Consider the following 22,915-nt stretch of genomic DNA (forward strand, 5'->3'; position numbering starts at 1 on the left):
TTATAAAAAATTACACCTGTATTGATGTAGCAGCCTACAAAAAATCATGAAGACCCTCTTCAAAACAGAACAAGGAAAACAAGCTATTTTACGTCTATATGATGAAAAGCTAAAGGAACTCAAAATTGCGCATAAATTTCTGAAGGTGAATACATCTTTTGGTGAAACAAACGTAATTGCAACTGGCAATTCATCTAATCCACCAATAATTTTAGTGCATGGCTCAAATGGCTGTGCATCAATAACTTTAGAAACGTATCCAAACTTACATAAAACACATCGAGTATATTCTATTGATGTTCTGGCTCAACCAAATAAAAGTGCTGGCACTCGTTTGAGTATGAAAGATAATTCTTATGGAAAATGGATGATTGAACTAATCCAAAACCTAAATTTAGACTCAGTAGCAATGGCAGGTTTCTCCTTTGGCGGATTAGTGATTTTGAAAACGCTGGAATACGATGAAAGTAGGATTACTGGAGTCTATTTGTCCTCCCCAGCTTACATCGTAAATGGCAATCCATTAAAAGCACTGTTCAAAATTTTCATTCCGATGAAACGTTTCATAAAGACTAGAAAACCAAAATATATTGAGAAGTTTTTAGCGGAACTATTCACCGATAGGGATGAATTTGCTTTCAAATACTTATCAAAAGTGTTTTTGGAGTTTGACATGGACTTCACACCAGTACCCGTGATTGATGCGAAGAATGCTGCCAATATTAAAACGCGGATTACAATTTTTGCTGCCCAGCATGATATTATTTTTCCTGGTAAGAAAATGCTAAAAAGAGCAAAAAGGATTTTCCCATCCTTGACATTGAATAATTTACTAATTGATTCAAAACACGTTCAGAGCAAAAACCAAAACCGAATCATTGAAGAAGTAATAATTAAAAATCCAATTTAATTTACTTTGACTTATACCTTTCTGGACGTACCGTATGGCTTGACCATTAGCATCGTATTAATTCAATTGGCACTCGAATGAGAGAAACATTTAAATCATCAATCATACCGAATGCAGCAGAAGCGAAAAAAGACACTATACCAATAAGTGTGCAAATAGAAAATTATGAGTAATTCCAGTATTTCCACTAATAGCTTACCACTAGGTCATAAATCCTGCTTTGCGTCATAATTTATATGAATTCACCATAGTTTTTATCCACTCCTGAAACTTGATATATGATTCCGCATAGCTTTTAAACCTTGCTTCATGACCTCGTCGACCTTTGTATCATCAAATAAATCGATTAATAATCTTAAAACAAAAAGTCATGAAAACAAGTTCTTTCAAATCGTTTAAAAACAGAGTTGGTATCTCCGTTCTTATGTTAGTATTCTTAACAGGATGTGGTGAATCGGCTAACAAGGAAAAAGTAACAACAGCTGTTACCAATGAAAAAAGCGTCCCTAAACCTACTATGGACCTACAGACGGCCATATTATCGAATAATGCAGAAGTAGTTGAACAACACATTGCTTCTGGAACGGACATCAACAAAAAAGACGCCATGAGTGGTTCCACACCGTTGATTACCGCAGTAACTTTTGACAAAGGAAACATCGCTGCAAAACTTATTGATGCGGGAGCAGATCTTACCCTTAAAAACAACGATGGTGCTACTGCTTTACATGTTGCAGCCTTTTTTGGAAGAGTAGAAATGGTACAACTCTTAATCGATGCCAATGCGGACAAATCCCTAAGAAACAGCTTTGGAGCTACTGCTAGGGAATCGGTAATGGGGCCTTATAATGAAGTTAAGCCCATTTATGAAATGTTACAGCAACAGTTGGCTCCCATGGGCCTACAGTTAGATCTTGCCGAAATAGAAAAAAAACGTCCAGTCATTGCAATGATGTTGCAATAGGACATTTTAATGCACTACAATGAAAACACAAAGAAGATACGACATTGATTGGTTGCGGGTCATTGCCATAGGCCTGCTTCTAATCTATCACATAGCGATTGTTTTTCAACCTTGGGCCATGTTCTTGGGATTTATTAGAAGTGAGGATTCATGGGAGGGTCTATGGAAGCCGATGACCATGCTCAATGTCTGGCGCATACCATTCTTATTCTTTGTTTCTGGCATGGGAGTTTATTTTGCCATGAAAAAAAGAAATTGGAAGCAATTGGTTTGGGAACGTTCCAAAAGGATCTTTTTACCTTTTCTCTTTGGAATCGTAGCGATTACACCGCTTCACATGTATATTTTTCAAAGCTATTACAAAATTTCCTTAAACTATTTTCCACATATGGGTCACTTATGGTTTCTAGGTAATATTTTTTGTTATGTTCTACTATTGATGCCGTTATTTTTTCTGCTAAGAAAATACGAGAATAGTACGTTTCAAAAAGTACTGTCCAAAGTGATGAATCATCCTTTGGGACCACTAAGCATTGCCCTTTTCTTCATGTTGGAAACGTATATACTACAACCTCAGCCCTTTGCAATGTACGCCCAAACTTGGCATGGCTTCTTTTTAGGATTGCTGGCTTTCCTTTTTGGTTTTATGCTCATGTATAGTGGCACTAATTTTTGGAAAACCGTCTTAAAATGGAAATGGGGGTATTTTGGCTTGGCTGCCATATTATATGGGATTCGATATTACGTTTATGCCACCGAAGCACCAGGGTATTTAATGTCCCTTGAATCTATAAGTTGGATTCTTTGGGTATTTGGAATGGGTTATACCTATTTAAATAAACCTAGTAAAACACTTACTTATTTAAGCAAAGCGGCATATCCTGTATACATTGTTCATATGTTCGCTTTGTATTTGGGAGCATTATTAGTTCTACCGCTGGATATACATGTATCCGCTAAGTTTATTATCATTACGATATTCACTATGGCGCTTTGCTTTTTTATCTATGAATTACTAATATGTAAAATTCCATTGGTAGGGCCTTTATTCGGATTGAAATGGGACATAAGACCAAATCCCAACAAAAAGCTACCTGAAATACAAAACACTTTCGATAAAGAAAACCTTAAAACGGGAAATGAATCCCTATCTTAAAGACTTATAGTCAAAATAATGAAAAAAAAGCTTCATACTATTTTTAGAATCGTTTTGCTTACGAGTACTGCAATCTCCTTGTTTTTCGTACCATGGTCCATTGTATGGGCTTGGATAGTTCCATTACCAAATTCGGTACAGGAACAAGTGAAAGAGGCTTTGGATAGAGGGTTCGATGGCATCATAGTCTATGTGGATAAAGCCGGAGAACCTCCAAAGACCTACACAGCTGGCTGGCATGATTGGGACCACACTATACCTGCCCGTAAAGATGCTTTGTTTAAAATTGCGAGCGTAAGTAAGCTTTACCATGCCGTAGCAATCGCTAAATTGGCAGAAGCCAAGCAGCTATCCTTGGATAACACCTTGGCCGATTATTTTCCAGAATTGGTTGGAAGAATCGAATATGCCGATGAAATCACGTTGCGTATGATGGTTCAGCACAGAAGTGGCATTCCCAACTACACCGATACATTTAATTATTGGGCAAACCCAAAGGAAACATCCGAAGAAAACCTAGCGTTAATCTTGGATCAACCGGCTACGTTTAAACCTGGCAAAGGGTACGAATATAGCAACACCAATTATTTGTTACTCTCGGAACTGATTAAAAAAGTAACTGGGGAAAGTGAATTTCATTATTTCAAAAGGGAAATCTTAAACCCTCTAAAACTTAAAAATACCTTTGCATCTATTAATGATGTGGATTTAGATGATGTTATGAGTGGTAGATATGAGGGTTACAATACCGACTTAAAAACGGATGACCAAGGAATGGTGGCCACTGCCCAAGACGTTGGTAAATTTCTAAGGGCCCTTAATGACAGTACGGTATTTAAAGGTGGAGAGCGTGAAATCTATGCCTCTATTTATGTTTTTGACCATACTGGATTGGTACCAGGATACCAGACTATTGCTAAATATGATGAAGATATGGATGCCGTAATCGTACAATTCACCAATACCACTAATTTTAAAGGATATAACTGGAATATTTCTGAAATCATATATAATCGAATCGTAAAATTAGTGCGTCGTGGACATACCGAATAAAACCTTGAAGACGATAACGGCTATTATTTTTGTTCTAATAGCAATAGTACTAGGAATCATTTTTTATCTGGACGTAGAATTTCCTACTGGCCTATCAAGCTATTTTAAAAGGGAATATTATGGTCAGTTTGGGTCTTTAGCCTTATGTGTAGAATTGTTGGTTGCAGGTATTTATTTATTAAATGAAGATAAAAAGGTGAATTTCACCCTGGCCCTTTTTGGTTTTTCGGTCCTAATGGATTTTCTATTTAGTATACTGGGAGTCTTTCCAAGTTCTTTACCGGTATATGCCAAGGTAATTTTTTTAATTTGTTCGGCTTGGTCCCTTTGGTTGGCATTTACGGATAGCTTCAATCTTGGGCGTATTTCCATATGGGGTGCATTGGTTAGCTTTATTTTGGGAAATATTGTTGAGTTATTTTTCAATCTTTGGTAAAATATCAGTACAAAAATCATTTATGACATACTTGAATTCCTCCTATTTTTTTGATTACAACGATACTACAATTGACGTTCTCCTAAAGAAGTCGCTGACTAATGACCTTTCATCTAAGGAGAAGGCCATTAGATTATATACCCTTGTCAGGGATGGTTGGAAATACGACCCTTATAGTATTAACCTTTCTAAAGAAAACTACAGATCAAGCACGATTGTACAAAAATCAACGGGAAACTGTGTAGAAAAATCCATTCTATTAATTTCCCTTTTGCGCGGTGCGGGCATTCCGGCCAGATTGCATTTGGGTAAGGTTAAGAACCATATTGCCGTGGAGCGATTAACGGAAAAATTTGGTTCCAACGAGTTAACACCCCATGGTATGGTCAATGCGCTTCTTGACGACAAATGGCTTAAAATGTCCCCTGCCTTTAACAAGTCGCTCTGTGAAAAATTCAATGTAGAACCCTTAGAGTTCGATGGCAATAATAGTTCCTACTTGCAGCAATACAACAATTCTGGAAGTCTTTTCATGGAGTATACTGACGACTATGGATATTTTGAAGACGTGCCACTCGATTTTATGAAAAAAAATATTGAGGAACATTACCCCCATATCTTCAAAACTAAAAAGGGAAAGACCGAATTTAAATTATAAAACTTTCATAAATCTTTGTTAAACCACGTGTTTACAGGTTAAACAGAGAGTGTTCCAAATACATCTTTTATTTACATTTAGTCCTTACCAACTCAATTCATAACCGATGCAAAAAGATTCAAAAAGCTGTAAAACCATGGTTTTCCCGTGGTTTAAACTCACGTTAAGTTCCTTTATTCTATTGGTTGCCTGCAATGAAAAACCGGTTGCGGACCTTTCAAAACCGGAAGAAAACAGGTTTACGACCACCGTTTTAACGGAACCCGGCGAATTGGACGAGCCTATGGCATTCACCTTTATTAACGATACGGAAATGCTTTTGGCAGAGCGAAAAGGAGGCGTCAAATCCTTCAATGCGGATACCAGGATCGTCAAAACCGTGGGGAATGTTCCTGTGAATACCATCTACACCAACAAGGAAGGCCAGACCAGGACCGCTGAAGAAGGCTTGATGGGCATTGTCGCCCATCCGGATTTTGCGAACAATCACTGGATTTTTATGCTCTATGCAGACCCTGATGAACCCAAACATGTTTTGGCTCGATGGGAATACAGGGATGGAAAGCTACTGGACGATACCAAAAAAGTGGTACTGGAATACCCTGCCCAACGCGAAGTATGCTGCCATACGGGGGGTGGAATGGTATTCGACAAAAATGGTAACCTGTTCATGACTATCGGTAATAATACGGCAAACCCGCCGCAAGGTACATCCAATCTGGACGAACGTCCTGGACATGAAACCTCGGACGACCAAAGAACGGCCGGAAACTCCAACGACCTACGAGGGTCTATTATCCGCATTCACCCAGAAGATGATGGTTCCTATACTATACCTGAGGGCAATCTCTTTCCGGAGGGTACGTCCAAGACCCGCCCAGAAATCTACACCATGGGGCATAGAAACCCATGGAGAATTTCCATCGATAATGAAACCGGATTTATTTATTGGGGCGAGGTAGGTCCGGATGCCTCCGAGGATTTGGACCAAGGACCCAAAGGTCATGATGAATTCAATCAGGCCAAAGGTCCAGGATTTTTCGGGTGGCCCTATTTTATTGGGGACAACAAGCCGTATGCCGACTATGACTATGAAACCGATTCCATTTACGGCTATTTTGACGTTGAAAAACCGATAAACACCTCTCCAAACAACACGGGTATTACCGAGTTGCCCCCACCACAAAAGGCATTTTTCTGGTACCCTTATGGCTATTCGGAGGAATTTCCCCTTTTGGGCAGTGCTGGTAGGAGCGCTACCGGAGGTCCCGTGTTCCGTCAAGCAGACTTCCCTGCATCGGACAAACGCTTCCCCGCCTATTACGAAGGCAAATGGTTGATTACTGAATTTATGCGCGGGTGGATCATTGCCGTAACGATGGATGAAAATGGGGACTATGTGTCCATGGAGCCTTTTTTACCCAAAGAGAATTTCTCAAGTGCCATAGACATGCAATTTAGTCCGGATGGGGACCTGTACGTATTGGAATATGGCTCTGCATGGTTTCGAGGCAATGAAAATGCCCAGATCAAAAGGGTACAGTACAATGGAGGCAATAGAATTCCGATCATCCAGGCCAGTGCGGATAAAAAAGCAGGTGCGGTACCACTTGAACTAAATCTTTCCTCGGAAGGCACCATGGATTATGACAACGACGCGTTATCCTATCAATGGACAGTGTCCTCGGATAGTGGCTTTTCCCAAAGTCTGGATGGCCCAAATCCTAAAATCACCTTGGAAGATGCAGGTATCTATACTGTAAACCTACAAGTGACGGATAGTGAAGGTTACAGTAACGAACAGCAGTTTAAGGTGACCGCGGGTAATGAACCGCCAACCATTGATTTGGAAATTGTGGAAGGGAATCAAAGTTTCTTCTTTCCAGATAATCAGCTAACCTATACCATCAAGGTTGCGGACAAGGAAGACGGCTCCGTATCGGATGGCACTATTAAGGAGGAAGAAGTAGCGGTCAACTTTGACTATGCCCCGGAAGGTTTTGACCCCATTGAAATTGCGCAGAACCACGTGAGTACGGATGAATGGATCACCCTCTCAAAAGGAAAGGCCCTGATCGATGAAAGTGACTGTCTTTCCTGTCACCGCGTGGATATCCGCTCCATTGGGCCCAGCTATCAGGAGGTTGCGGCCAAGTATAAGAACGATATCCAGGGGCAAAAGGAAATTGCCCAACGGATTATCAGTGGTAGTGTTGGAATCTGGGGCGAGCATGCCATGAGCGCCCATCCGGACCTGAGTGAGCAAGATGCGGCATTGATCGTGGACTACATAATGGGCCTCAACGATCTAGAACAGGAAGTTAAAAGGATACCGCTATCGGGAAGCTATATCACATCTGTACCGCAAAAAGAAAATGGAAAAGGTAGCTACCTCTTGCGCGTAGCCTATACGGATAAGGGAACGGACAAAGTACAACCGCTAACTTCCGAAAAGATCATCGCCTTGCGAAATCCCGTCATCACCTCGGAACAATATGACGAGGCCGAAGGCACCAAATTGTTGATAACACCTAACAGGGCTTTAAAGATGAATAGGAACGGTGGATGGTTATCCTATAAAAACATCGATTTTACAGGTATTACAGAAATGGTCATCAATGCGGAGGCCTCCACCCGTACCAAGGATATTGGCGGTATTATCGAAGTACATTTGGATGCCCCGGACGGACCTTTGATCACGACCACGGAAGAAATAGCGCCGTTGGAACTGAACTTTAGGGAGGAATTACAACGCCTTAGAAGCGAGTGGGAAGCTGGAGGAAAAAAAGGCCCGGAACCAAGTTTTAGGTCCGTAATGGCCCTTGCCCAAAAAAGCATTCCGGTGGATGTGAAGGATATAAACGGTTTCCATGACCTCTATTTGGTGGTCAGGAACCCAAATGCCAAGGAAGGGGAAATGCTCGTACAGATAAATACCTTGGAGTTCAAGAAAAATTCAGAGGCATTGTAAAAAAAATGTTCTATGTCCCTAAAATGGTAGAACATTTTTAGGTGTACGCAAATAAATAGAAAGTCGTCCAAGAAGGAATTTTTGGACGACTTTTTTGTTTCTATCATTTATGGGTCAAAGCGACAAATAGCTGAAACTCCACCAATAACAACCTTTAAATCCAAGTATTTATAGGCTAGTGGATTTTTATTGTCTCAAATTGAGACTTTAACATGGAATTGACCTAGATTCTTTAAATTAATCACTACATTCCCCTAATTTAATTTGTAAACTGACCGATCATTTCAATACAAACCGACAAGCTTTCAATCTTTTAACAATTTGAAAATCATACGGATACATTTAGGTAATGAACTTTTACGGGGATATGTGTATTCATATTCTTGCGCGCTGAACTTGTTTGAAGTACAAACACTAGGAAACGTAAAATGAACAAAAAAAACATATTCGAACGATTGACTTCCGGCGAGGTCATCCACATGAACGACCCCGATTATGGTGTAATACGGGAAATGGTCAACAGAACCAAAAAACTGTCGAATCAACTGAACCGGGCAGACCATGTGGACGATATCCGCAGTATCCTAGGCGAAATCATCGGTAAAAAAGTAGATGACAGCACTACTTTGTTCACACCCTTTTACACCAACATAGGTATCAATATTACGTTGGGAAAAAATGTCTTCATAAACCACGCCTGTAGCTTTTTAGATTTGGGCGGTATCGAAATTAAGGACGATGTGATGATCGGCCCCCGGGTGAACATCACTTCGGAAAACCATCCCACGGAAATTGCGACAAGAAAAAGCATGGTACCCAGTAGAGTAATCATCGAGGAAAATGTATGGATCGGTGCCGGAGCTACCATTCTACCTGGGGTAAGGGTAGGAAGGAATTCTGTAGTTGCCGCCGGCGCTCTGGTAAATAAGGATGTTCCTCCCAACACGGTTGTGGGGGGCATACCGGCAAAAATTTTAAAGAACTTAAATTAACCCATAAACCTTTAAAAATGAAAATCAAAAACCCAAGGTTGCATCCGAGGTAAAATCCCTTAGAAGATACATGTATTTTTTCATGGGAATCTTGATGACGGTCCCTTCCCTGATTCGTTCGCAAGAAGTAGGACAAACCGAACGATTGGTATCCCCTGAACTAAATGAAGACCGCTCCGTTATGTTTAGAATTAAGGCGCCACAAGCCGAAAGTGTTAGCTTATCAGGGAATTGGATGCCCATGGTACCCAATGGGGAACAGGGCATGACACGACAAACCGCGCAACTTACCAAGGACGCAAATGGTGTATGGTCCGTGAAATTGGGCCCTCTGGAACCTGAACTCTACACATACACCTTTAACGTGGACGGGGTTACCACTATAGACCCATCCAACCTTAAAGTTGCCAGGGACGGTATTTTTAGAACCGAAAGCGTGTTGTATGTGCCCGGGGAAGCATCGGATCTTTATTGGGCAAAAACAGGGCCCAAGGGCAGTGTTCACCAAATTTGGTACGAATCCCCTACCCTTGAACTTACACGTCGTATGTTCGTTTATACACCACCTGGTTATCACGGTTCCAAAGAAAAGTATCCCGTACTGTATTTATTGCACGGTGGAGGTGGTGACGAGGAAGCCTGGCCTACCCTTGGTGTGGCCCCAGTAATTTTGGATAACCTAATTAATAGTGGAAAAGCGGAACCTATGATCGTAGTCATGACGAATGGAAACCCGTCACAGGCATCGGCACAAACAATAACACCCAAACTGCCAGAAGTTGACCAATCCGTAAGAGGTATGGCCAGTATGCTGTTCGAAAAGAGTTTGGTAAACGATGTCATTCCTTATATCGAAGCTAATTTCAGGGTCAAGGCAGATAAAGAAAATAGGGCGCTTACGGGTCTTAGTATGGGCGGTTTGCAGACCATGAATACTTCCTTCGCCAATCCGGACCTTTTCAATTACATCGGCGTGATGAGCATGGGTTTTGCGGATTTAAGCCGATTTGGCATCGAAGTGGACCACTCCAAACGTGCCGAGCAAATCTTGGCACTAAAAGAAGCAAACCCAAAATTGTATTGGATCGCCTGTGGAAAAGATGATTTCCTATACCAAAGCGTGGTCACCATGCGCGACGAATTGGACAAGCATGACTTTGACTATATCTATAGGGAAAGTACCGGAGGACATACCTGGACCAACTGGAGAATATACCTTTCAGAGTTTGCCCCGATGCTATTCAAATAATTGAACCTTATAACCTTTACACCAAGAGTATGAATACAATATATAAAAATTACAATCCTAATTTACTTGTCCTATGTTTTGTTCTTGTATGCTACACAGCAGTTCTAAATGCACAAGAGACAAAAAAAAGATTGCCCATCATTGATGTCCATGTCCATGCCATGAAGGTAAATCCCAATTTCGCCCCTGAAATGTGTCCATGGTTTCTCAAGAGTATGCCGGGGAGTGGCCCCAACCAAGATGCACCATCGTTCATGAGTACTGGATGTGTGGCTCCACTAAAACCTGCTAAAACCGATGCCGAAATGCAAGAAGCCATTCTTAGGGCGAACAAAGAATTGAATATTACCATGGTAGTAAGTGGCGATGCCGATGTCATCCATAGATGGCACAGTGCCGCACCGGACAGAATTATTCCGTCCTTGGGAATATGCAATGCCGAACAAATGTCGGTGGAAGCCTTCAGGGATTCGCTCTCCAATGGTTTTTATAAGGTTATGGGCGAGGTAGCTCCACAATATCAGGGAATGTCCCCAAGCGATATGTCCTTGGATGAATATTTTGGTGTTGCCGAAGAACTGGGTATTCCCGTAGGCATCCATATGGGAACTGGAGGTAACGGCATGGCCAATATCTCTTCGCCTAAATACAGGGCTTCTCTCGGCCAACCCTTTTTATTGGAGGATATGCTGGCAAGGCATCCAAAGTTAAAAATTTGGGTCATGCATGCGGGTTATCCAATGGCAGACCAGATGATCGCTTTGATGGGTGCCAACGCCTACGTCTATGTAGATCTGGCCGGCTTCATTTGGAGCTATCCGCTTGAGGAAATTCATGCCTATTTAAAAAGATTGGTACAGGCAGGTTTTGCCAAAAGGATTTTATACGGTACGGACCTTATGATATGGCCCGGTCTGCTGGAAACTTCCATTGGGGTTATCGAAAACGCAAACTATCTTTCTGAAGAACAAAAGCGAGATATCCTATTTAATAACGCCGTTCGCTTTTTCAATCTGGACGCCATAATGTTTGAATAATGTAAGCTATTTTTAAAAGAAGCCAAAACGCTTCCCTATAAACAAAAAAAGATCAGAATTCAAAATTTCTAATCTTTTTCATTTAAAATGTGCCATTATCATTTAATTATTGACTGATTTGGGTCAATTTCAAAGGTTTTTCACCATTTATTTGGATTTTTAGATAAAAGGTGTAGGTTATGAACAAGTCATAATCTAAAACACTTTTATGCGTCAACTAAAAATCACAAAGCAAATCACCAACCGAGACACCAAGTCGCTTGAAAAATACTTTCAGGAGATCAACAAGATCGATTTGATTACGGCGGACGAGGAGGTGGAATTGGCCCAGCGAATAAAGCAAGGGGATCAAGAAGCTTTGGAAAAATTGGTAAACGCCAACCTTAGATTTGTCGTCTCCGCCGCAAAGCAATATCAAAATAGGGGCCTAAGTCTAACGGATTTAATAAATGAAGGAAATCTTGGTCTGGTCAAAGCGGCCAAAAGATTTGACGAGACCAGAGGCTTCAAATTCATTTCCTATGCAGTATGGTGGATCAGACAGTCCATCTTACAGGCACTTTCCAAAAATGGGAAATCCATAAGGCTGCCCCAGAATAAAATCGCGACAAATACCAAAATCTATAAGGTATATTCCTCCTTGGAGCAAAAATTGGAACGCCCACCAAACTCCTCCGAAATTGCTTCGGAACTGGATATGAGCGTACGTAAAGTGGAAAGCTCCATCAAAAATTCAGGTCGGTCATTATCCTTGGATGCCCCCTTTAAGGAAGAAGAATCATCTAACCTTTACAATGTACTATCATCCAAGGATGCGGATAAACCGGATGAGAAAATGATGGAGGAATCTCTCCAAACGGATTTGAAAGATGCGTTAAATAGCATACCGGAAAGACAAAGAGACGTTATTAGGCTATTCTATGGTATTGGAAAGGAACCGCCTATGAGTCTTTCGGAAATTGGCGATTTGTTTGATATCACCCGAGAGCGGGTACGACAGGTACGTGAAAAAGGACTGCGTGCACTCAGAAATAAGTCCAGAAATAAAGTATTAAGAACCTATTTATAAAAAAGAATATGCTAAAGATTGAAGTAAAAGAAGGAGAATCCATTGAGAGAGCCCTAAAACGGTATAAGAGAAAATACAGAAGAACCAAAGTATTGGATAAAATTAAAGAAAATCAATATTATACCAAACAATCTACCGAAAGGAGAGAAGCTCTACAAAAAGCTGAATATAAGCAACAATATTTATTGGAGAACGAAGACCAATAACACATTTTTGTCAATTGTCATATTTGTTTGTTTACCTCAAAATAATTGACAACCTAATAACTCCAGCGGGTAATAATTACATATTAAGTACCTGAAAATCAATATAACAAAAGCTTAACATGGTCAATTTGTATAGACCGTGCGGAATCTTATGTTACACCTGAACTTATATTAAAGAATACAATTGTAATGAAGATTATTTACATAAAAAGAGAAAGTAATGTGAAAGAAGTATATAGGACCAGATTGGGTAAGTTGAATTCAAAGGTAACCTGTATAAAAAAGTATTTTTTAGGGATGCCTTTTAAAACCGTTCACAAGTATACCCATACCTTTTTTACAAAGAAAAATAGCAATGTAGAAAGAATGCTATTTGTTTAACCGGAATATCCAATTAACAATTTTATAAACAACAAACTATCTTATGAAAATTTTAGTCATTGGAGCTGGAAACATGGGACTTACCTATGCAGAAGGCATGTCCAAATCCAAACTTTTGAAAAGGAGAAACATCATGGTATTGGACACCTCCGAGGAAAAACTGGAAGAATTACGGAAAGAAGCCAAATTCGACATTTTTAAGGAATTGTCAGCTTGTGTGCCGCAGGCAGATATAATTTTTATTGCCGTAAAGCCGTATCATGCAGACGGTCTCATGATGAAAATGGAACCTTTGGTAAACGATGGCCAAATAGTCATCTCTATAATGGCCGGGGTAACCATCAAAACGATTAAAGACTTAACAGGATTAAAAAAAGTGGTACGTGCCATGCCCAACCTACCAGCCAAAATAGGGAAGGGCCTTACCTCCTTTGTAGCATCAGAAGAAGTATCCAAAATAGAACTTTTAACGATTGAAAGCCTTTTGGATACTACTGGAAGATCCATTTTGGTAAGTGACGAAAATTTCATCGATGCCTCAACAGGAATATCAGGTAGCGGACCTGCCTATGTGTTTTATTTTATGCAAAGCATGATGGAGGCCGCATTGAAAATGGGATTTTCAAAAAATGTATCCAAAGTTTTGGTAAGCCAAACCTTTACGGGTGCTATTGAACTATTCAATCAAAACGACCTATCCCCAAATTCTTGGATGGACAAGGTAGCCAGCAAGGGAGGAACTACCCAGGCCGCCTTAGACAGTATGGAGAACAACAATGTAGGTGAATTGATAAAAGAAGCGGCATTCGCTGCATTTGACCGTGCCGTGGAACTTGGAAAAGAAAAATCGTATGTATAAAGAGTTAATAGTGGTAAAAGTTGGTACCAATGTTATGACCAACAAGGACAATAGAATCGTGCGACCTGTTCTGAGAAACTTGGTTGAGCAAATAGCGACATTGTATGAGAGGGATATCATTACGGTACTTGTTTCCTCCGGATCCGTCATTGCCGGAAAAGAGGTTCTGGGAAAATCCAATATTGAGGACAGGACTCAAAGACGGCAGGTGTATTCTGCCATAGGGCAGCCCAGGATGATGCGTTTGTATTATAATATATTTCACGATTATGGAATGAAATGTGCCCAGGTATTGCCCACAAAAAGGGATTTTAGCCCAGGCGTACACAGGCAAAATATGATTAATTGCTGTGAAGGTCTACTTTCAGAAGGGGTGATTCCTATCGCAAACGAAGATGACGCGGTATCTGTGACCATGAGCATGTTCTCAGACAATGATGAACTTGCAAGCCTTATTGCCCAATTGTTGAATGCGGACAAGTTAATCATACTTACCGATATAGACGGTCTCTATACTGGAGATCCAAACGCCCAGAACAGTAATCTTGTGGAACACGTAAAACCGGAAGAAAATCTGGACAAGTATATAAAGGACAATAACAAACGGGAAGAGGAAGGCCGTGGCGGTATGGGTTCCAAACTGGATTACGCGCAGCAGGCGGCCGCCAAGGGCATACCCACCTACATTGCAAACGGAAAAAAGAACGACACGATCATAGACATCATCGATGGTAAAAATGTAGGTACCAGAGTAACCTTAGAAGAAGAATTAATAAAATGAAACTTTTGACTACAGATAAAAAAAACAACGTTTTGGACAGCATGGTGCGACTGTTAGACGAAAATAGGGAAAGCATCATCGAAGCAAATAAAAAAGACCTGAATCTCTTTCAGAAGGAGGACCAGGCCATGTTTGATCGACTTATTGTTACCAACACCAAAATTGACGGTATGATCCAGTCGATTCGTGATGTAAAAAGTCAGGAAGATCCCGTCAACAGACCCATCTCTACAAGGATTTTGGACAACGGTTTAGAGATAACCAACAAAACCGCCCCTTTTGGTACGATCATGATTATCTACGAATCCCGTCCCGACGTCACTATTGAAGCAGCCGTGCTAGCGTTCAAGGCAAGTAATAAAATACTCTTGAAAGGTGGAAAGGAGGCTTTGCACAGTAATACTATACTGACCCAATTATGGCACAAGGCCCTGGAGGAAAACGGCCTTCCAAAGGATTATATTCAATTGATGACCTTGAATAGACAGGAAACCCAGGAGTTCTTAAAAAATCCTACGGAAAAATTGGACCTCATCGTACCACGAGGTGGCGAAAGGTTGATCAATTTTGTGAAGGAGCATGCCAACTGCGCCGTCCTTGTCAGCGGACGAGGAAACAATTTCCTGTATGTGGACGCTACTGCCGACTGGGAAAAAAGCATCAAGGTAATCATGAACGCGAAGACCGATAAAATTTCGGCGTGTAATGCCTTGGACAAAATATTGGTTAACCAGAAAATCGATAACTACGAACAAAAACTGACAGAGCTCTACAATCTATTAAGCTATAAAGGTGTTGAAACTTCGGTGGACCAGACGGTTGGCAAGACCTTAACATCTGCCAAGCCAATTACGGACGAATCTATCTGGAAAGAAGAATTTTTGGCCATGAAATGCTGCTTGGCGGCGGTGGATTCCTTAACCGAAGCGGTATCCAAAATCAACGAACATTCCGGAGGGCATTCCGCCACCATCATGACCAATGATAAAGGAAGTGCCATGCGATTTATGGAGGAAGTGGATTGCGCAGCGGTCTATCAAAATGCTTCCACAAGATTTACGGACGGCGGTCAAATGGGCGTAGGGGCGGAACTTGCCATCAGTACGGACAAGCTGCACCACAGGGGACCTTTGGGATTGGAACAATTGGTCACCAATAAATATTACGTTTTTGGCGACGGTCAAATAAGGGAATAAGGGGAAAATTCAAATTCAAATTCAATTTCAAGTTCAAGTTCAAGTTCAAGTTCAAAAACATAATTAAATCCTACAAATGTTTGAAACAATAGAGAATATTGAGGGCGCGACCATATATCATGGGGAAATCCATAATCGGATTTATTTATCGGAAATAAATTCCGCAAAAATCGATGCGATTTTGCCAAAAATGACCGAATTGGCAAAACAGAGAAAATATGATAAAATCTTAAGCCGCGTCCCTGAAAATGCCATCACGCATTTTAAATCAAACGGTTTTAAGATAGAGGCAAAAATACCCGGATTGTACAATGGAAAGACCACCGGCTATTTTTTGGCGGACTATTTGAACAAGAACAGGTTCCAATGTGATAAAAAACAGTTGAAGACCATTGAAACCGTAAAGAGAATAGCGATGGCCGCCAACAAACCAAATGAAAATCCGCATATGGGTATCCCCGAAGGCTATGCCATACGAAAACTTGGGACAGCGGACTTTTCCGACTTGGCAACCTTACATGAAAAGGCCTATAAATACCATCCAAAGCATATAAAAAAAATACAAGATTTTAGGGACTTGGAGGAAATGGCCCATCAATTTCATGGGCTTTTCGTTAACGATGAACTTTTGGTATCCGCGATTTTGAGGGTACATACAACAGAGGCAAATTTGGAGATTGTAGATTTTGCAACACATCCTGACTATAGGGGCCAAAACCTTTCCTATTACCTAGTGCAGGAGATCAAAAAACTTATGGGCAAAGAGGAATGTACAACGATTTACGCGTTGGCAAGAGCCACTTCGTACGGGTTGAACATTACGTATAGTAAACATGGTTTTAAGTTTGCCGGCACTCTTACCAACAACGCTTTTGTGCGGGACGCAATGGAAAGTATGAACGTTTGGTACTACAATCGGCTTTAAACTTGTAAGTCTATCCAAACTTCCTTTCAGGATCAAAAGGCGCAATATCCATGGAGGTCCCATCGCCTTCCATAACTTCCGAAATCAGTTTTCCCGTAGCCGGACCCAAACTCCAGCCCATCATGGCATGGCCCGTAGTGATGAAAAAGTTATCGAAGGCCTTCATCTTGCCTATGTAGGGCAATCCATCGGGCGAGACGGGACGCAGACCACATTTGGCACTGTTGATTTCGGCTTTGGTTATTTCAATAGATGGGTAGAATTTCTTTACGGCTTCCGCAATGGCCACTATCCTATCCAAATTAATTTCGTAGTTTACGCCCGAAAACTCCATGGTCCCTGCAAACCGGGTAAATCCGTCCATAGGCGTAATCGCCACTTTGGCTTCCATTAAAATCGCCGGCAATTTTATTCCCGTAGGCCGATGCACATCGATGCAATACCCTTTTCCCGCCTGTACCTGTAAGGTTAGGCCCAGTTGTTTCACCAAATCATTGCTCCAGGACCCCGAAGCCAACACCACGTTATCGGGTTGGTAGGATTGCTTGTTGGATCGGACGGTATGGATTTTACCGTTTGAGTAATCGAACTTTTTTACTTCTTCCCCATAGTTTATTTGAACGCCGTTCTTTAAAAGATAGTTCTTCATTTTGGCCATGAAAACCGTGGGCGTGGTATGGGAATCGCAAAAATAATGAAGGGCTCCCTTCCCGATGACTACCGTGTCCCCATGCAACTTCTTTAATGTATCGGTTTCCAAATGGGTAACCTCCAACCCAAAGCCCTTGGCGGTTGCCGCCACTTTTTTCTCGGCATCACCATAGGCATCGGTCTGATAAATCATGAGAAGCCCCTTTTTCTCCAAATGAAAGTCCCCCAAATCACCGGACTCCTTAATTTCATCGTACAAATTGGAACTCAAAAGATTGATATCTTTTATAATGGGTGCGGCCCTATCCACTTTTTCTTTAGTGGAAGATTTATGAAATGCCCAGGCCCATTTAAAGAAATCGACATCCCAACGTGGTTTTATATAAAAAGGACTCTTACTATCCATCATCATGGACAATCCTTTGGTAATCACCCCAGGTGCCGCCATAGGTACGATATGACTGGGCGTGAGATATCCGGCATTTACAAAAGAGGCTCCCTGGCCGCCCATGGACTGTTCCAAAACCGTGACCTGATGTCCCTTTTTATGCAGGTAATAGGCCGAACAAAGCCCCATTACACCTGCGCCGATAATCAATGTCTTTTTCTTCTCCGCCATATTATATTACTTGAAAGCCGAAGGCATAAGGGTCCGCTTCATCAATGGTAATTTCATTGTAACCATACTTTCTCGCCCAACCCTTTATGCTGGGAATTATACCTGTAAAATTACCAATTTTACATTCCTTTTCAGCCATCCCTATGAATTTTGAGCCTATAATACTTTCATGTACAAACTCCGCTCCAAGCCCCAATTTACCCTTGGCATACCACTGGGCCATGCGCGCCGAGGTACCGGTACCACAAGGGGAACGATCAATGGCCTTATCGCCGTAGAACACGGCGTTTCTTGCCGTAGCATCGGGTGAAATGGTCGTACCCGTCCAAAGGACATGGCTCACATCCTTGATGGACGGATTCTCTGGATGTACAAATTTTCCCGGATATTTCAAGTTGATGTTCTGTCTGAGCTCCCTCGCCATTTCTATCAATTGGGAGGCCGAATAATCCTGCAATCCAGAAAAGTTCTTCTGTGGGTCAAAAATCGCGTAGAAATTTCCGCCATAGGCCACATCAAAAACAAGTTCTCCCAAGTAACTGGAAGAAACTGTCAAATCCGATGCCGCCAAGTAAGAACCTACGTTGACCAGTTTTACCCACTCCACTTTATTTCCGTTCTGTTGGTAGGTCACCTCCACCAAACCTGCCGGGGCTTCCATTCTTATCTTACCGGGCTCTTTGGGAACCACAACGCCCTCTTCAATGGCCATGGTTATCACGCCGATACTGCCATGCCCGCACATGGGAAGGCAACCACTTGTTTCTATAAAGACGATGCCAAAATCGTTATCAGGATTTGAAGGCGGATATAAAAAGGCACCGCTCATCATATCATGGCCCCTGGGTTCGTACATCAGTCCCTTTCTGATCCAGTCATACTCCTTCATAAAATGGAGTCGCTTTTCGCTCATATTCGCCCCCACCAAAGTAGGTGCACCTTCAACGACCAGCCTAACGGGGTTCCCACAGGTATGGCCGTCAATACATTTAAAGACATGCTCTTTCACTCAATTTCTATTTTGTTGGATATGCTGGAATTTGTACCCTCGAAGCTCGTTCAAATTTATGGTTCGCTCCTAGGATTTTTTACTTTTGATATAATCGTTTACCCTTCTTTCCAAAATGGGCAAGGTCACCGTACCCTGACCTAAAATTACCTCGTGAAACTCCCGGATGTTAAAGTCGGGACCAAGCTCTTCTTCCGCTTTGGTTCGCAATTCCCGTATCTTCAGTTCGCCCATTTTGTAAGATAGGGCCTGCCCGGGCCAAGCGATATATCGGTCGGTTTCTGTATTGATTTCATGTAAGGAGAGTGCCGTGTTGTTCTTCATAAAGTCCAAGACCTGTTGCTTTGTCCATCCTTTGGCATGAATGCCCGTATCCACGACCAAACGGGTTGCGCGCCACATTTCATAGGTAAGCTTCCCGAATTTTTCGTACGGTGTCTTGTACATACCCATTTCATCGCCCAAAAACTCCGTGTACAGGGCCCATCCTTCCCCAAAGGCGGAGAGATACATGTTTCTTCTGAATTGGGGAATACTATCGGACATTTCCTGATTGAGGCTGCCCTGCAAATGATGCCCGGGAACCGCTTCGTGAAGGGTCAAGGATGGCAATACATATAGAGGCCTACTGTCCAACTTATAGGTATTTACCAAATAATACCCCGGTTCTGTAGGACTGCGAGAGCCGGAATACCTACCGCCCGTATATTTGGGTGCCAAGGCATCGGGTACTTTTATGACCCCATAGGGTTTTCTTGGCAAGGTAGAAAAATAGGCGGGTAATTTCGCGTCGATTTGCTTTGCGATGTTTCGCGCCTCCTTTAATAAGTCCTCGCCATTGGTCACGTAAAACTGGGGGTCGGTTCGCAGAAACTCCAGAAAATCGGCAAAACTTCCCTTGAAACCGACGGCCTTTATGATTTCCTCCATTTCGGAACGAATCCGAGCTACTTCTTTTAGACCGATTTGATGCACGTCTTCCGCGGTGTATGTATTGGTCGTGGTATAATAGTTTACCCTGTTCTGATAGAGTTCCGCTCCCCCGGGCGTATCGGAAATACCAAACGTGTTCCGGGTATTGGGCAAGTATTCCGATTCAAAAAAGTCCTTTATTTTTTTGAAGGTTGGTACGACCGCTGCCTCAATGGCTACTTTAGCGGCACCAAGAATGGAATCCTTTTGTGCTGTTGTTAGCGATGATGGCAGGTCCTTAAAGGGGCCGTAAAATGCATTGTCCGAAATGTTTTCAGTAATATGCTGGTTGTAGGTGGATTCATAGCCTTCAAAAATCACCTTGGGCTGGGAAACCTTTTTTTCAAGGGCCATTCGCAAAACCTGAAAATGTTCCTCGGCAAAGCGAGGCATGTCATTGAGAGCCTTCAAATACTGCCTGGCACTTTCATAATCCCGTAGGGGCCGAATACGATAATTTAGACTGAGGTGAAAACCTTGGTCGGCCTGAATGGGGTTTAGGTAGAGTTCGTGCTTGTACTCGTCCACCCTGTTTTGGAGACTAAATTTCAGCAGTTCCAGGGAAATCATTACGGTTTCGGAAAGATCGACCGTTTCAATAGATTCCAGTTTTGCCAGTTGTTCCTGGGCAAAATTGGCATCCTTTTTATAGACTTCGGGAAGGTATCGGCCTAGGGGGAATTCGCTTCGGTCGTACAGTTCAAACGCCTCCACCTCCCCGATGATTTTTTCCAAGGCTTGCTTTTGGGCAAACATCGGTATAGAATGCAATAGTAACCCAAGACCTAGGATTAAAATTCGATTAAGATACTTTTTTGCCATGAACCTAGCCATTAAATCATTGCTTCTTCCAGGTGCAAATAATCCGGCAATTGGGGCCTGTTCGCCATCCCGATCTCGATAATCTTCAGCACTCTTTCCCGCTCCGCACCTTGCAAAGGCAGTCGGGGAGCCCTAACATTTTCTGTGCCTATGCCCGTGGCGACTTCGGCCAACTTTATATTCTGTACCAACTGTGGATTGATGTCCAATTCAAGTAAGGGCAGAAACCATCTATAGATTTCCAGGGCCTCCTTGATCCTTCCGGCCTTTGCTAATTTGTAAATGGCGACCGTTTCAGCCGGGAAGGCACAAACCAGTCCGGCTACCCAGCCTTCGGCACCCATTAAGAGACTTTCAAGTCCAAGGGTATCCACCCCGGTCAGAATTTTAAGTCGGTCTCCAAAACGGTTTTTTATCCGGGTAACATTGGAAATGTCGCGCGTACTTTCCTTAACGGCTGTGATATTTTTTTCCTTCAACAAGGTCTCGAACATATCAAGGGTCACCATAATACCGTAATCGATCGGGTTGTTATAGATCATGATGGGCAAATCCGTGCTACGTGCCACTTCCTGAAAATAGGTCACCGTCTCAAAATCATTGGCCTTGTAACGCATGGGGGGCAGCATCATAAGACCTGATGCGCCATTCTTTTCAGCCGCTTTCACGGCATCTATGGCCCCTTGGGTGGTCTGTTCCGCAATATTCAAAATTACCGGAACTTTTCCATCCACAATCCCGATCGTCCTTTTTAACAAGGTCTCCTTTTCCGGTCCGGTCAAGGTACTCGCCTCGCCCAGGGTGCCACCTAATATGATACCGTTTACCCCGGCAGCCACTTGGGCCTCGATGTTTACCTGGAACATATCCAGGTCCAATGCTCCGTCCTTTGTAAATTTTGTAGTAACCGCGGGCAGTACCCCACTCCATGAAAATACCATAACTCAATAATTTTGTTTCCTTAAAATTAAATAGACAGTGTACAAAGCCCTAATTGCATCTTATCCAATTTCAGTATTATATTACCCCTAAATTTAATAACGAATAGTATAATGTGGATAATTTGGACTACTTTCATAAAATGAAAGTACTTCCCTTTGTAATCCCAAAATCGCCCTCGGAGAATTTGGTCTTCCAGGTTGATGAGGAAATCCGTTTCTATGATAAACTCCATCAACATGAAGAAATACAGATAAGTTATATTGAACGGGGTACCGGAAAACTGGTCTTTATGGACGGAATTCACCCATACAGCTCCAACGACCTTTTTGTAATAGGAAGTACCATTCCCCACCTGTTTAAAAGTGAGGATAGTGGTAAGACCCCTTCCAAAATGTACACCTTGTTCTTTACCAAGGATTCCTTTGGCGAAAATTTCTTCCGTTTATTGGAACTACAAGATATACGGATGTTTTTTGAAAAGGCTCAATATGGGTTTAGGGTATTGGAGGAGCAAAATGAACTCGGTCAATTTATAAAGGGAATGGAATCAAAAAATAGATTCGACCGATTCCTAGGCTTGTTGCAGCTACAGAGTAAATTATGTGGCCTTCCTAGCCAAACGCTCTCGCTATCGGCCACAACGAAGGTGCGAAGTTTGGACGAAGGGGAACGGTTACAGCGCATCTTTGATTTGGTAATCCAAAATTTTCATAGGCCCATACCTTTGGAAGAAGTAGCTTCTATAAGCCATATGACCAAAAATTCATTTTGTAGGTTCTTTAAAAAACATACCAACAAAAGTTTTATGGATTTTTTGATCGAATATAGGGTGTCCCATGCGTGCCAGCAATTGGTGCTTTCCAACACCCTGTCAATTGGCGAAATCGCCGAAGCCTGTGGTTTTCAAAATCAGTCCAATTTTAATAGACAGTTCAAGGCCCAAAAAGGCGTATCGCCATCTTCTTACAAAAAGAGCTTTGAATAGCAATTATCCATGGTAATAAACATCGTTACTATTTTTGCATAAATAGTGTTAAATTACCCTTTGAAAAACTCA

Annotated in this window: 21 protein-coding genes; 16 read left to right on the forward strand and 5 right to left on the reverse strand. The window is 42.0% G+C overall.

What is annotated here, in order from left to right; all coding sequences use genetic code 11:
- Nucleotides 1-46: 46 nt before the first annotated feature.
- From PP181_RS08380 to PP181_RS08395, 4 genes are all read left to right on the forward strand, one after another.
- On the forward strand, nt 47-910 hold the full coding sequence (locus PP181_RS08380; protein WP_272636733.1) for an alpha/beta hydrolase: 864 nt from the start codon (nt 47-49) through the stop codon (nt 908-910).
- A 370-nt stretch (nt 911-1,280) separates the two neighbouring features.
- On the forward strand, nt 1,281-1,874 hold the full coding sequence (locus tag PP181_RS08385) for an ankyrin repeat domain-containing protein (RefSeq protein WP_272636734.1): 594 nt from the start codon (nt 1,281-1,283) through the stop codon (nt 1,872-1,874).
- Between the two features lie 19 nt (nt 1,875-1,893).
- Nucleotides 1,894-3,030: an acyltransferase family protein gene (locus PP181_RS08390; RefSeq protein ID WP_272636735.1), complete on the forward strand. Its 1,137-nt coding sequence runs from the start codon at nt 1,894-1,896 to the stop codon at nt 3,028-3,030.
- A gap of 18 nt (nt 3,031-3,048) precedes the next feature.
- On the forward strand, nt 3,049-4,083 hold the full coding sequence (locus PP181_RS08395; RefSeq protein WP_272636736.1) for a serine hydrolase domain-containing protein: 1,035 nt from the start codon (nt 3,049-3,051) through the stop codon (nt 4,081-4,083).
- Between the two features lie 171 nt (nt 4,084-4,254).
- Here the strand turns inward: PP181_RS08395 and PP181_RS08400 are convergent, their stop codons facing one another.
- Entirely contained in the window at nt 4,255-4,455 is a 201-nt protein-coding gene (locus PP181_RS08400; RefSeq protein ID WP_272636737.1) for a hypothetical protein, read from the reverse strand.
- Nucleotides 4,456-4,541: 86 nt separating this feature from the next.
- Between PP181_RS08400 and PP181_RS08405 the strand changes: the two genes are divergently transcribed.
- The 11 genes from PP181_RS08405 to ablB all read left to right on the forward strand — a co-directional run bounded on the left by PP181_RS08405 (nt 4,542) and on the right by ablB (nt 16,843).
- Nucleotides 4,542-5,177: a transglutaminase-like domain-containing protein gene (locus PP181_RS08405; RefSeq protein ID WP_272636738.1), complete on the forward strand. Its 636-nt coding sequence runs from the start codon at nt 4,542-4,544 to the stop codon at nt 5,175-5,177.
- Nucleotides 5,178-5,283: 106 nt separating this feature from the next.
- The gene (locus PP181_RS08410; protein ID WP_272636739.1) at nt 5,284-8,148 is read left to right on the forward strand and encodes a PQQ-dependent sugar dehydrogenase; all 2,865 of its coding nucleotides are present in this window, start codon (nt 5,284-5,286) and stop codon (nt 8,146-8,148) included.
- 428 nt (nt 8,149-8,576) lie between these two features.
- The gene (locus tag PP181_RS08415) at nt 8,577-9,140 is read left to right on the forward strand and encodes a DapH/DapD/GlmU-related protein (protein WP_272636740.1); all 564 of its coding nucleotides are present in this window, start codon (nt 8,577-8,579) and stop codon (nt 9,138-9,140) included.
- A gap of 70 nt (nt 9,141-9,210) precedes the next feature.
- Nucleotides 9,211-10,389, forward strand: a complete 1,179-nt coding sequence (locus PP181_RS08420) for an esterase (protein WP_272636741.1) — start codon at nt 9,211-9,213, stop codon at nt 10,387-10,389.
- 29 nt (nt 10,390-10,418) lie between these two features.
- Nucleotides 10,419-11,426, forward strand: coding sequence for an amidohydrolase family protein (locus tag PP181_RS08425; RefSeq protein ID WP_272636742.1), 1,008 nt, complete (start codon nt 10,419-10,421; stop codon nt 11,424-11,426).
- A gap of 208 nt (nt 11,427-11,634) precedes the next feature.
- Nucleotides 11,635-12,495: a sigma-70 family RNA polymerase sigma factor gene (locus PP181_RS08430; RefSeq protein WP_154918182.1), complete on the forward strand. Its 861-nt coding sequence runs from the start codon at nt 11,635-11,637 to the stop codon at nt 12,493-12,495.
- Between the two features lie 8 nt (nt 12,496-12,503).
- Nucleotides 12,504-12,701 (forward strand): 30S ribosomal protein S21, encoded by a 198-nt coding sequence (rpsU, locus tag PP181_RS08435; RefSeq protein ID WP_138257138.1) that lies wholly within the window; start codon nt 12,504-12,506, stop codon nt 12,699-12,701.
- Nucleotides 12,702-13,125: 424 nt separating this feature from the next.
- The gene (gene proC / locus PP181_RS08440; RefSeq protein ID WP_272636743.1) at nt 13,126-13,941 is read left to right on the forward strand and encodes a pyrroline-5-carboxylate reductase; all 816 of its coding nucleotides are present in this window, start codon (nt 13,126-13,128) and stop codon (nt 13,939-13,941) included.
- On the forward strand, nt 13,934-14,722 hold the full coding sequence (gene proB / locus PP181_RS08445; protein WP_138257135.1) for a glutamate 5-kinase: 789 nt from the start codon (nt 13,934-13,936) through the stop codon (nt 14,720-14,722). Before proC ends, proB begins: the two co-directional genes overlap by 8 nt.
- Nucleotides 14,719-15,918 carry a glutamate-5-semialdehyde dehydrogenase gene (locus PP181_RS08450; RefSeq protein ID WP_272636744.1) on the forward strand — a complete coding sequence of 400 codons (1,200 nt, stop codon included), beginning with the start codon at nt 14,719-14,721 and terminating at the stop codon, nt 15,916-15,918. The genes proB and PP181_RS08450 overlap by 4 nt, the downstream gene beginning before the upstream one ends.
- Nucleotides 15,919-15,994: 76 nt before the next feature.
- The gene (ablB, locus tag PP181_RS08455) at nt 15,995-16,843 is read left to right on the forward strand and encodes a putative beta-lysine N-acetyltransferase (protein ID WP_272636745.1); all 849 of its coding nucleotides are present in this window, start codon (nt 15,995-15,997) and stop codon (nt 16,841-16,843) included.
- Between the two features lie 10 nt (nt 16,844-16,853).
- Here ablB and PP181_RS08460 read toward each other — a convergent pair whose 3' ends face one another.
- The 4 genes from PP181_RS08460 to PP181_RS08475 form a co-directional block, all read right to left on the reverse strand.
- Nucleotides 16,854-18,113, reverse strand: a complete 1,260-nt coding sequence (locus PP181_RS08460; RefSeq protein WP_272636746.1) for an NAD(P)/FAD-dependent oxidoreductase — start codon at nt 18,111-18,113, stop codon at nt 16,854-16,856.
- 1 nt (nt 18,114) lies between these two features.
- Entirely contained in the window at nt 18,115-19,122 is a 1,008-nt protein-coding gene (locus tag PP181_RS08465; protein ID WP_272636747.1) for a 4-hydroxyproline epimerase, read from the reverse strand.
- A 69-nt stretch (nt 19,123-19,191) separates the two neighbouring features.
- Nucleotides 19,192-20,850 carry a DUF885 domain-containing protein gene (locus PP181_RS08470; RefSeq protein WP_272636748.1) on the reverse strand — a complete coding sequence of 553 codons (1,659 nt, stop codon included), beginning with the start codon at nt 20,848-20,850 and terminating at the stop codon, nt 19,192-19,194.
- Nucleotides 20,851-20,927: 77 nt separating this feature from the next.
- Nucleotides 20,928-21,857, reverse strand: a complete 930-nt coding sequence (locus tag PP181_RS08475; protein WP_272636749.1) for a dihydrodipicolinate synthase family protein — start codon at nt 21,855-21,857, stop codon at nt 20,928-20,930.
- A 140-nt stretch (nt 21,858-21,997) separates the two neighbouring features.
- On the opposite strand from PP181_RS08475, the gene PP181_RS08480 reads away from it, so the two are divergent.
- Nucleotides 21,998-22,843 carry an AraC family transcriptional regulator gene (locus PP181_RS08480; protein ID WP_272636750.1) on the forward strand — a complete coding sequence of 282 codons (846 nt, stop codon included), beginning with the start codon at nt 21,998-22,000 and terminating at the stop codon, nt 22,841-22,843.
- Nucleotides 22,844-22,915: the final 72 nt, after the last annotated feature.

This window comes from Maribacter sp. PR66 (assembly GCF_028464205.1).
Classification (GTDB): domain Bacteria; phylum Bacteroidota; class Bacteroidia; order Flavobacteriales; family Flavobacteriaceae; genus Maribacter; species Maribacter flavus.

Bases quoted from the DNA above. Each gene is read 5' to 3' on its own strand.
- PP181_RS08420 (WP_272636741.1), top strand. From the start codon at position 9,211: ATGTATTTTTTCATGGGAATCTTGATGACGGTCCCTTCCCTGATTCGT.
- PP181_RS08415 (WP_272636740.1), top strand. From the start codon at position 8,577: ATGAACAAAAAAAACATATTCGAACGATTGACTTCCGGCGAGGTCATC.
- proB (WP_138257135.1), top strand. From the start codon at position 13,934: ATGTATAAAGAGTTAATAGTGGTAAAAGTTGGTACCAATGTTATGACC.
- PP181_RS08405 (WP_272636738.1), top strand. From the start codon at position 4,542: ATGACATACTTGAATTCCTCCTATTTTTTTGATTACAACGATACTACA.
- ablB (WP_272636745.1), top strand. From the start codon at position 15,995: ATGTTTGAAACAATAGAGAATATTGAGGGCGCGACCATATATCATGGG.
- PP181_RS08475 (WP_272636749.1), bottom strand. From the start codon at position 21,857: ATGGTATTTTCATGGAGTGGGGTACTGCCCGCGGTTACTACAAAATTT.
- PP181_RS08385 (WP_272636734.1), top strand. From the start codon at position 1,281: ATGAAAACAAGTTCTTTCAAATCGTTTAAAAACAGAGTTGGTATCTCC.
- PP181_RS08480 (WP_272636750.1), top strand. From the start codon at position 21,998: ATGAAAGTACTTCCCTTTGTAATCCCAAAATCGCCCTCGGAGAATTTG.
- rpsU (WP_138257138.1), top strand. From the start codon at position 12,504: ATGCTAAAGATTGAAGTAAAAGAAGGAGAATCCATTGAGAGAGCCCTA.
- PP181_RS08460 (WP_272636746.1), bottom strand. From the start codon at position 18,113: ATGGCGGAGAAGAAAAAGACATTGATTATCGGCGCAGGTGTAATGGGG.
- PP181_RS08470 (WP_272636748.1), bottom strand. From the start codon at position 20,850: ATGTTTGCCCAAAAGCAAGCCTTGGAAAAAATCATCGGGGAGGTGGAG.
- PP181_RS08400 (WP_272636737.1), bottom strand. From the start codon at position 4,455: ATGGAAATACGCCCAAGATTGAAGCTATCCGTAAATGCCAACCAAAGG.
- PP181_RS08450 (WP_272636744.1), top strand. From the start codon at position 14,719: ATGAAACTTTTGACTACAGATAAAAAAAACAACGTTTTGGACAGCATG.
- PP181_RS08410 (WP_272636739.1), top strand. From the start codon at position 5,284: ATGCAAAAAGATTCAAAAAGCTGTAAAACCATGGTTTTCCCGTGGTTT.
- PP181_RS08430 (WP_154918182.1), top strand. From the start codon at position 11,635: ATGCGTCAACTAAAAATCACAAAGCAAATCACCAACCGAGACACCAAG.
- PP181_RS08395 (WP_272636736.1), top strand. From the start codon at position 3,049: ATGAAAAAAAAGCTTCATACTATTTTTAGAATCGTTTTGCTTACGAGT.
- PP181_RS08380 (WP_272636733.1), top strand. From the start codon at position 47: ATGAAGACCCTCTTCAAAACAGAACAAGGAAAACAAGCTATTTTACGT.
- proC (WP_272636743.1), top strand. From the start codon at position 13,126: ATGAAAATTTTAGTCATTGGAGCTGGAAACATGGGACTTACCTATGCA.
- PP181_RS08390 (WP_272636735.1), top strand. From the start codon at position 1,894: ATGAAAACACAAAGAAGATACGACATTGATTGGTTGCGGGTCATTGCC.
- PP181_RS08425 (WP_272636742.1), top strand. From the start codon at position 10,419: ATGAATACAATATATAAAAATTACAATCCTAATTTACTTGTCCTATGT.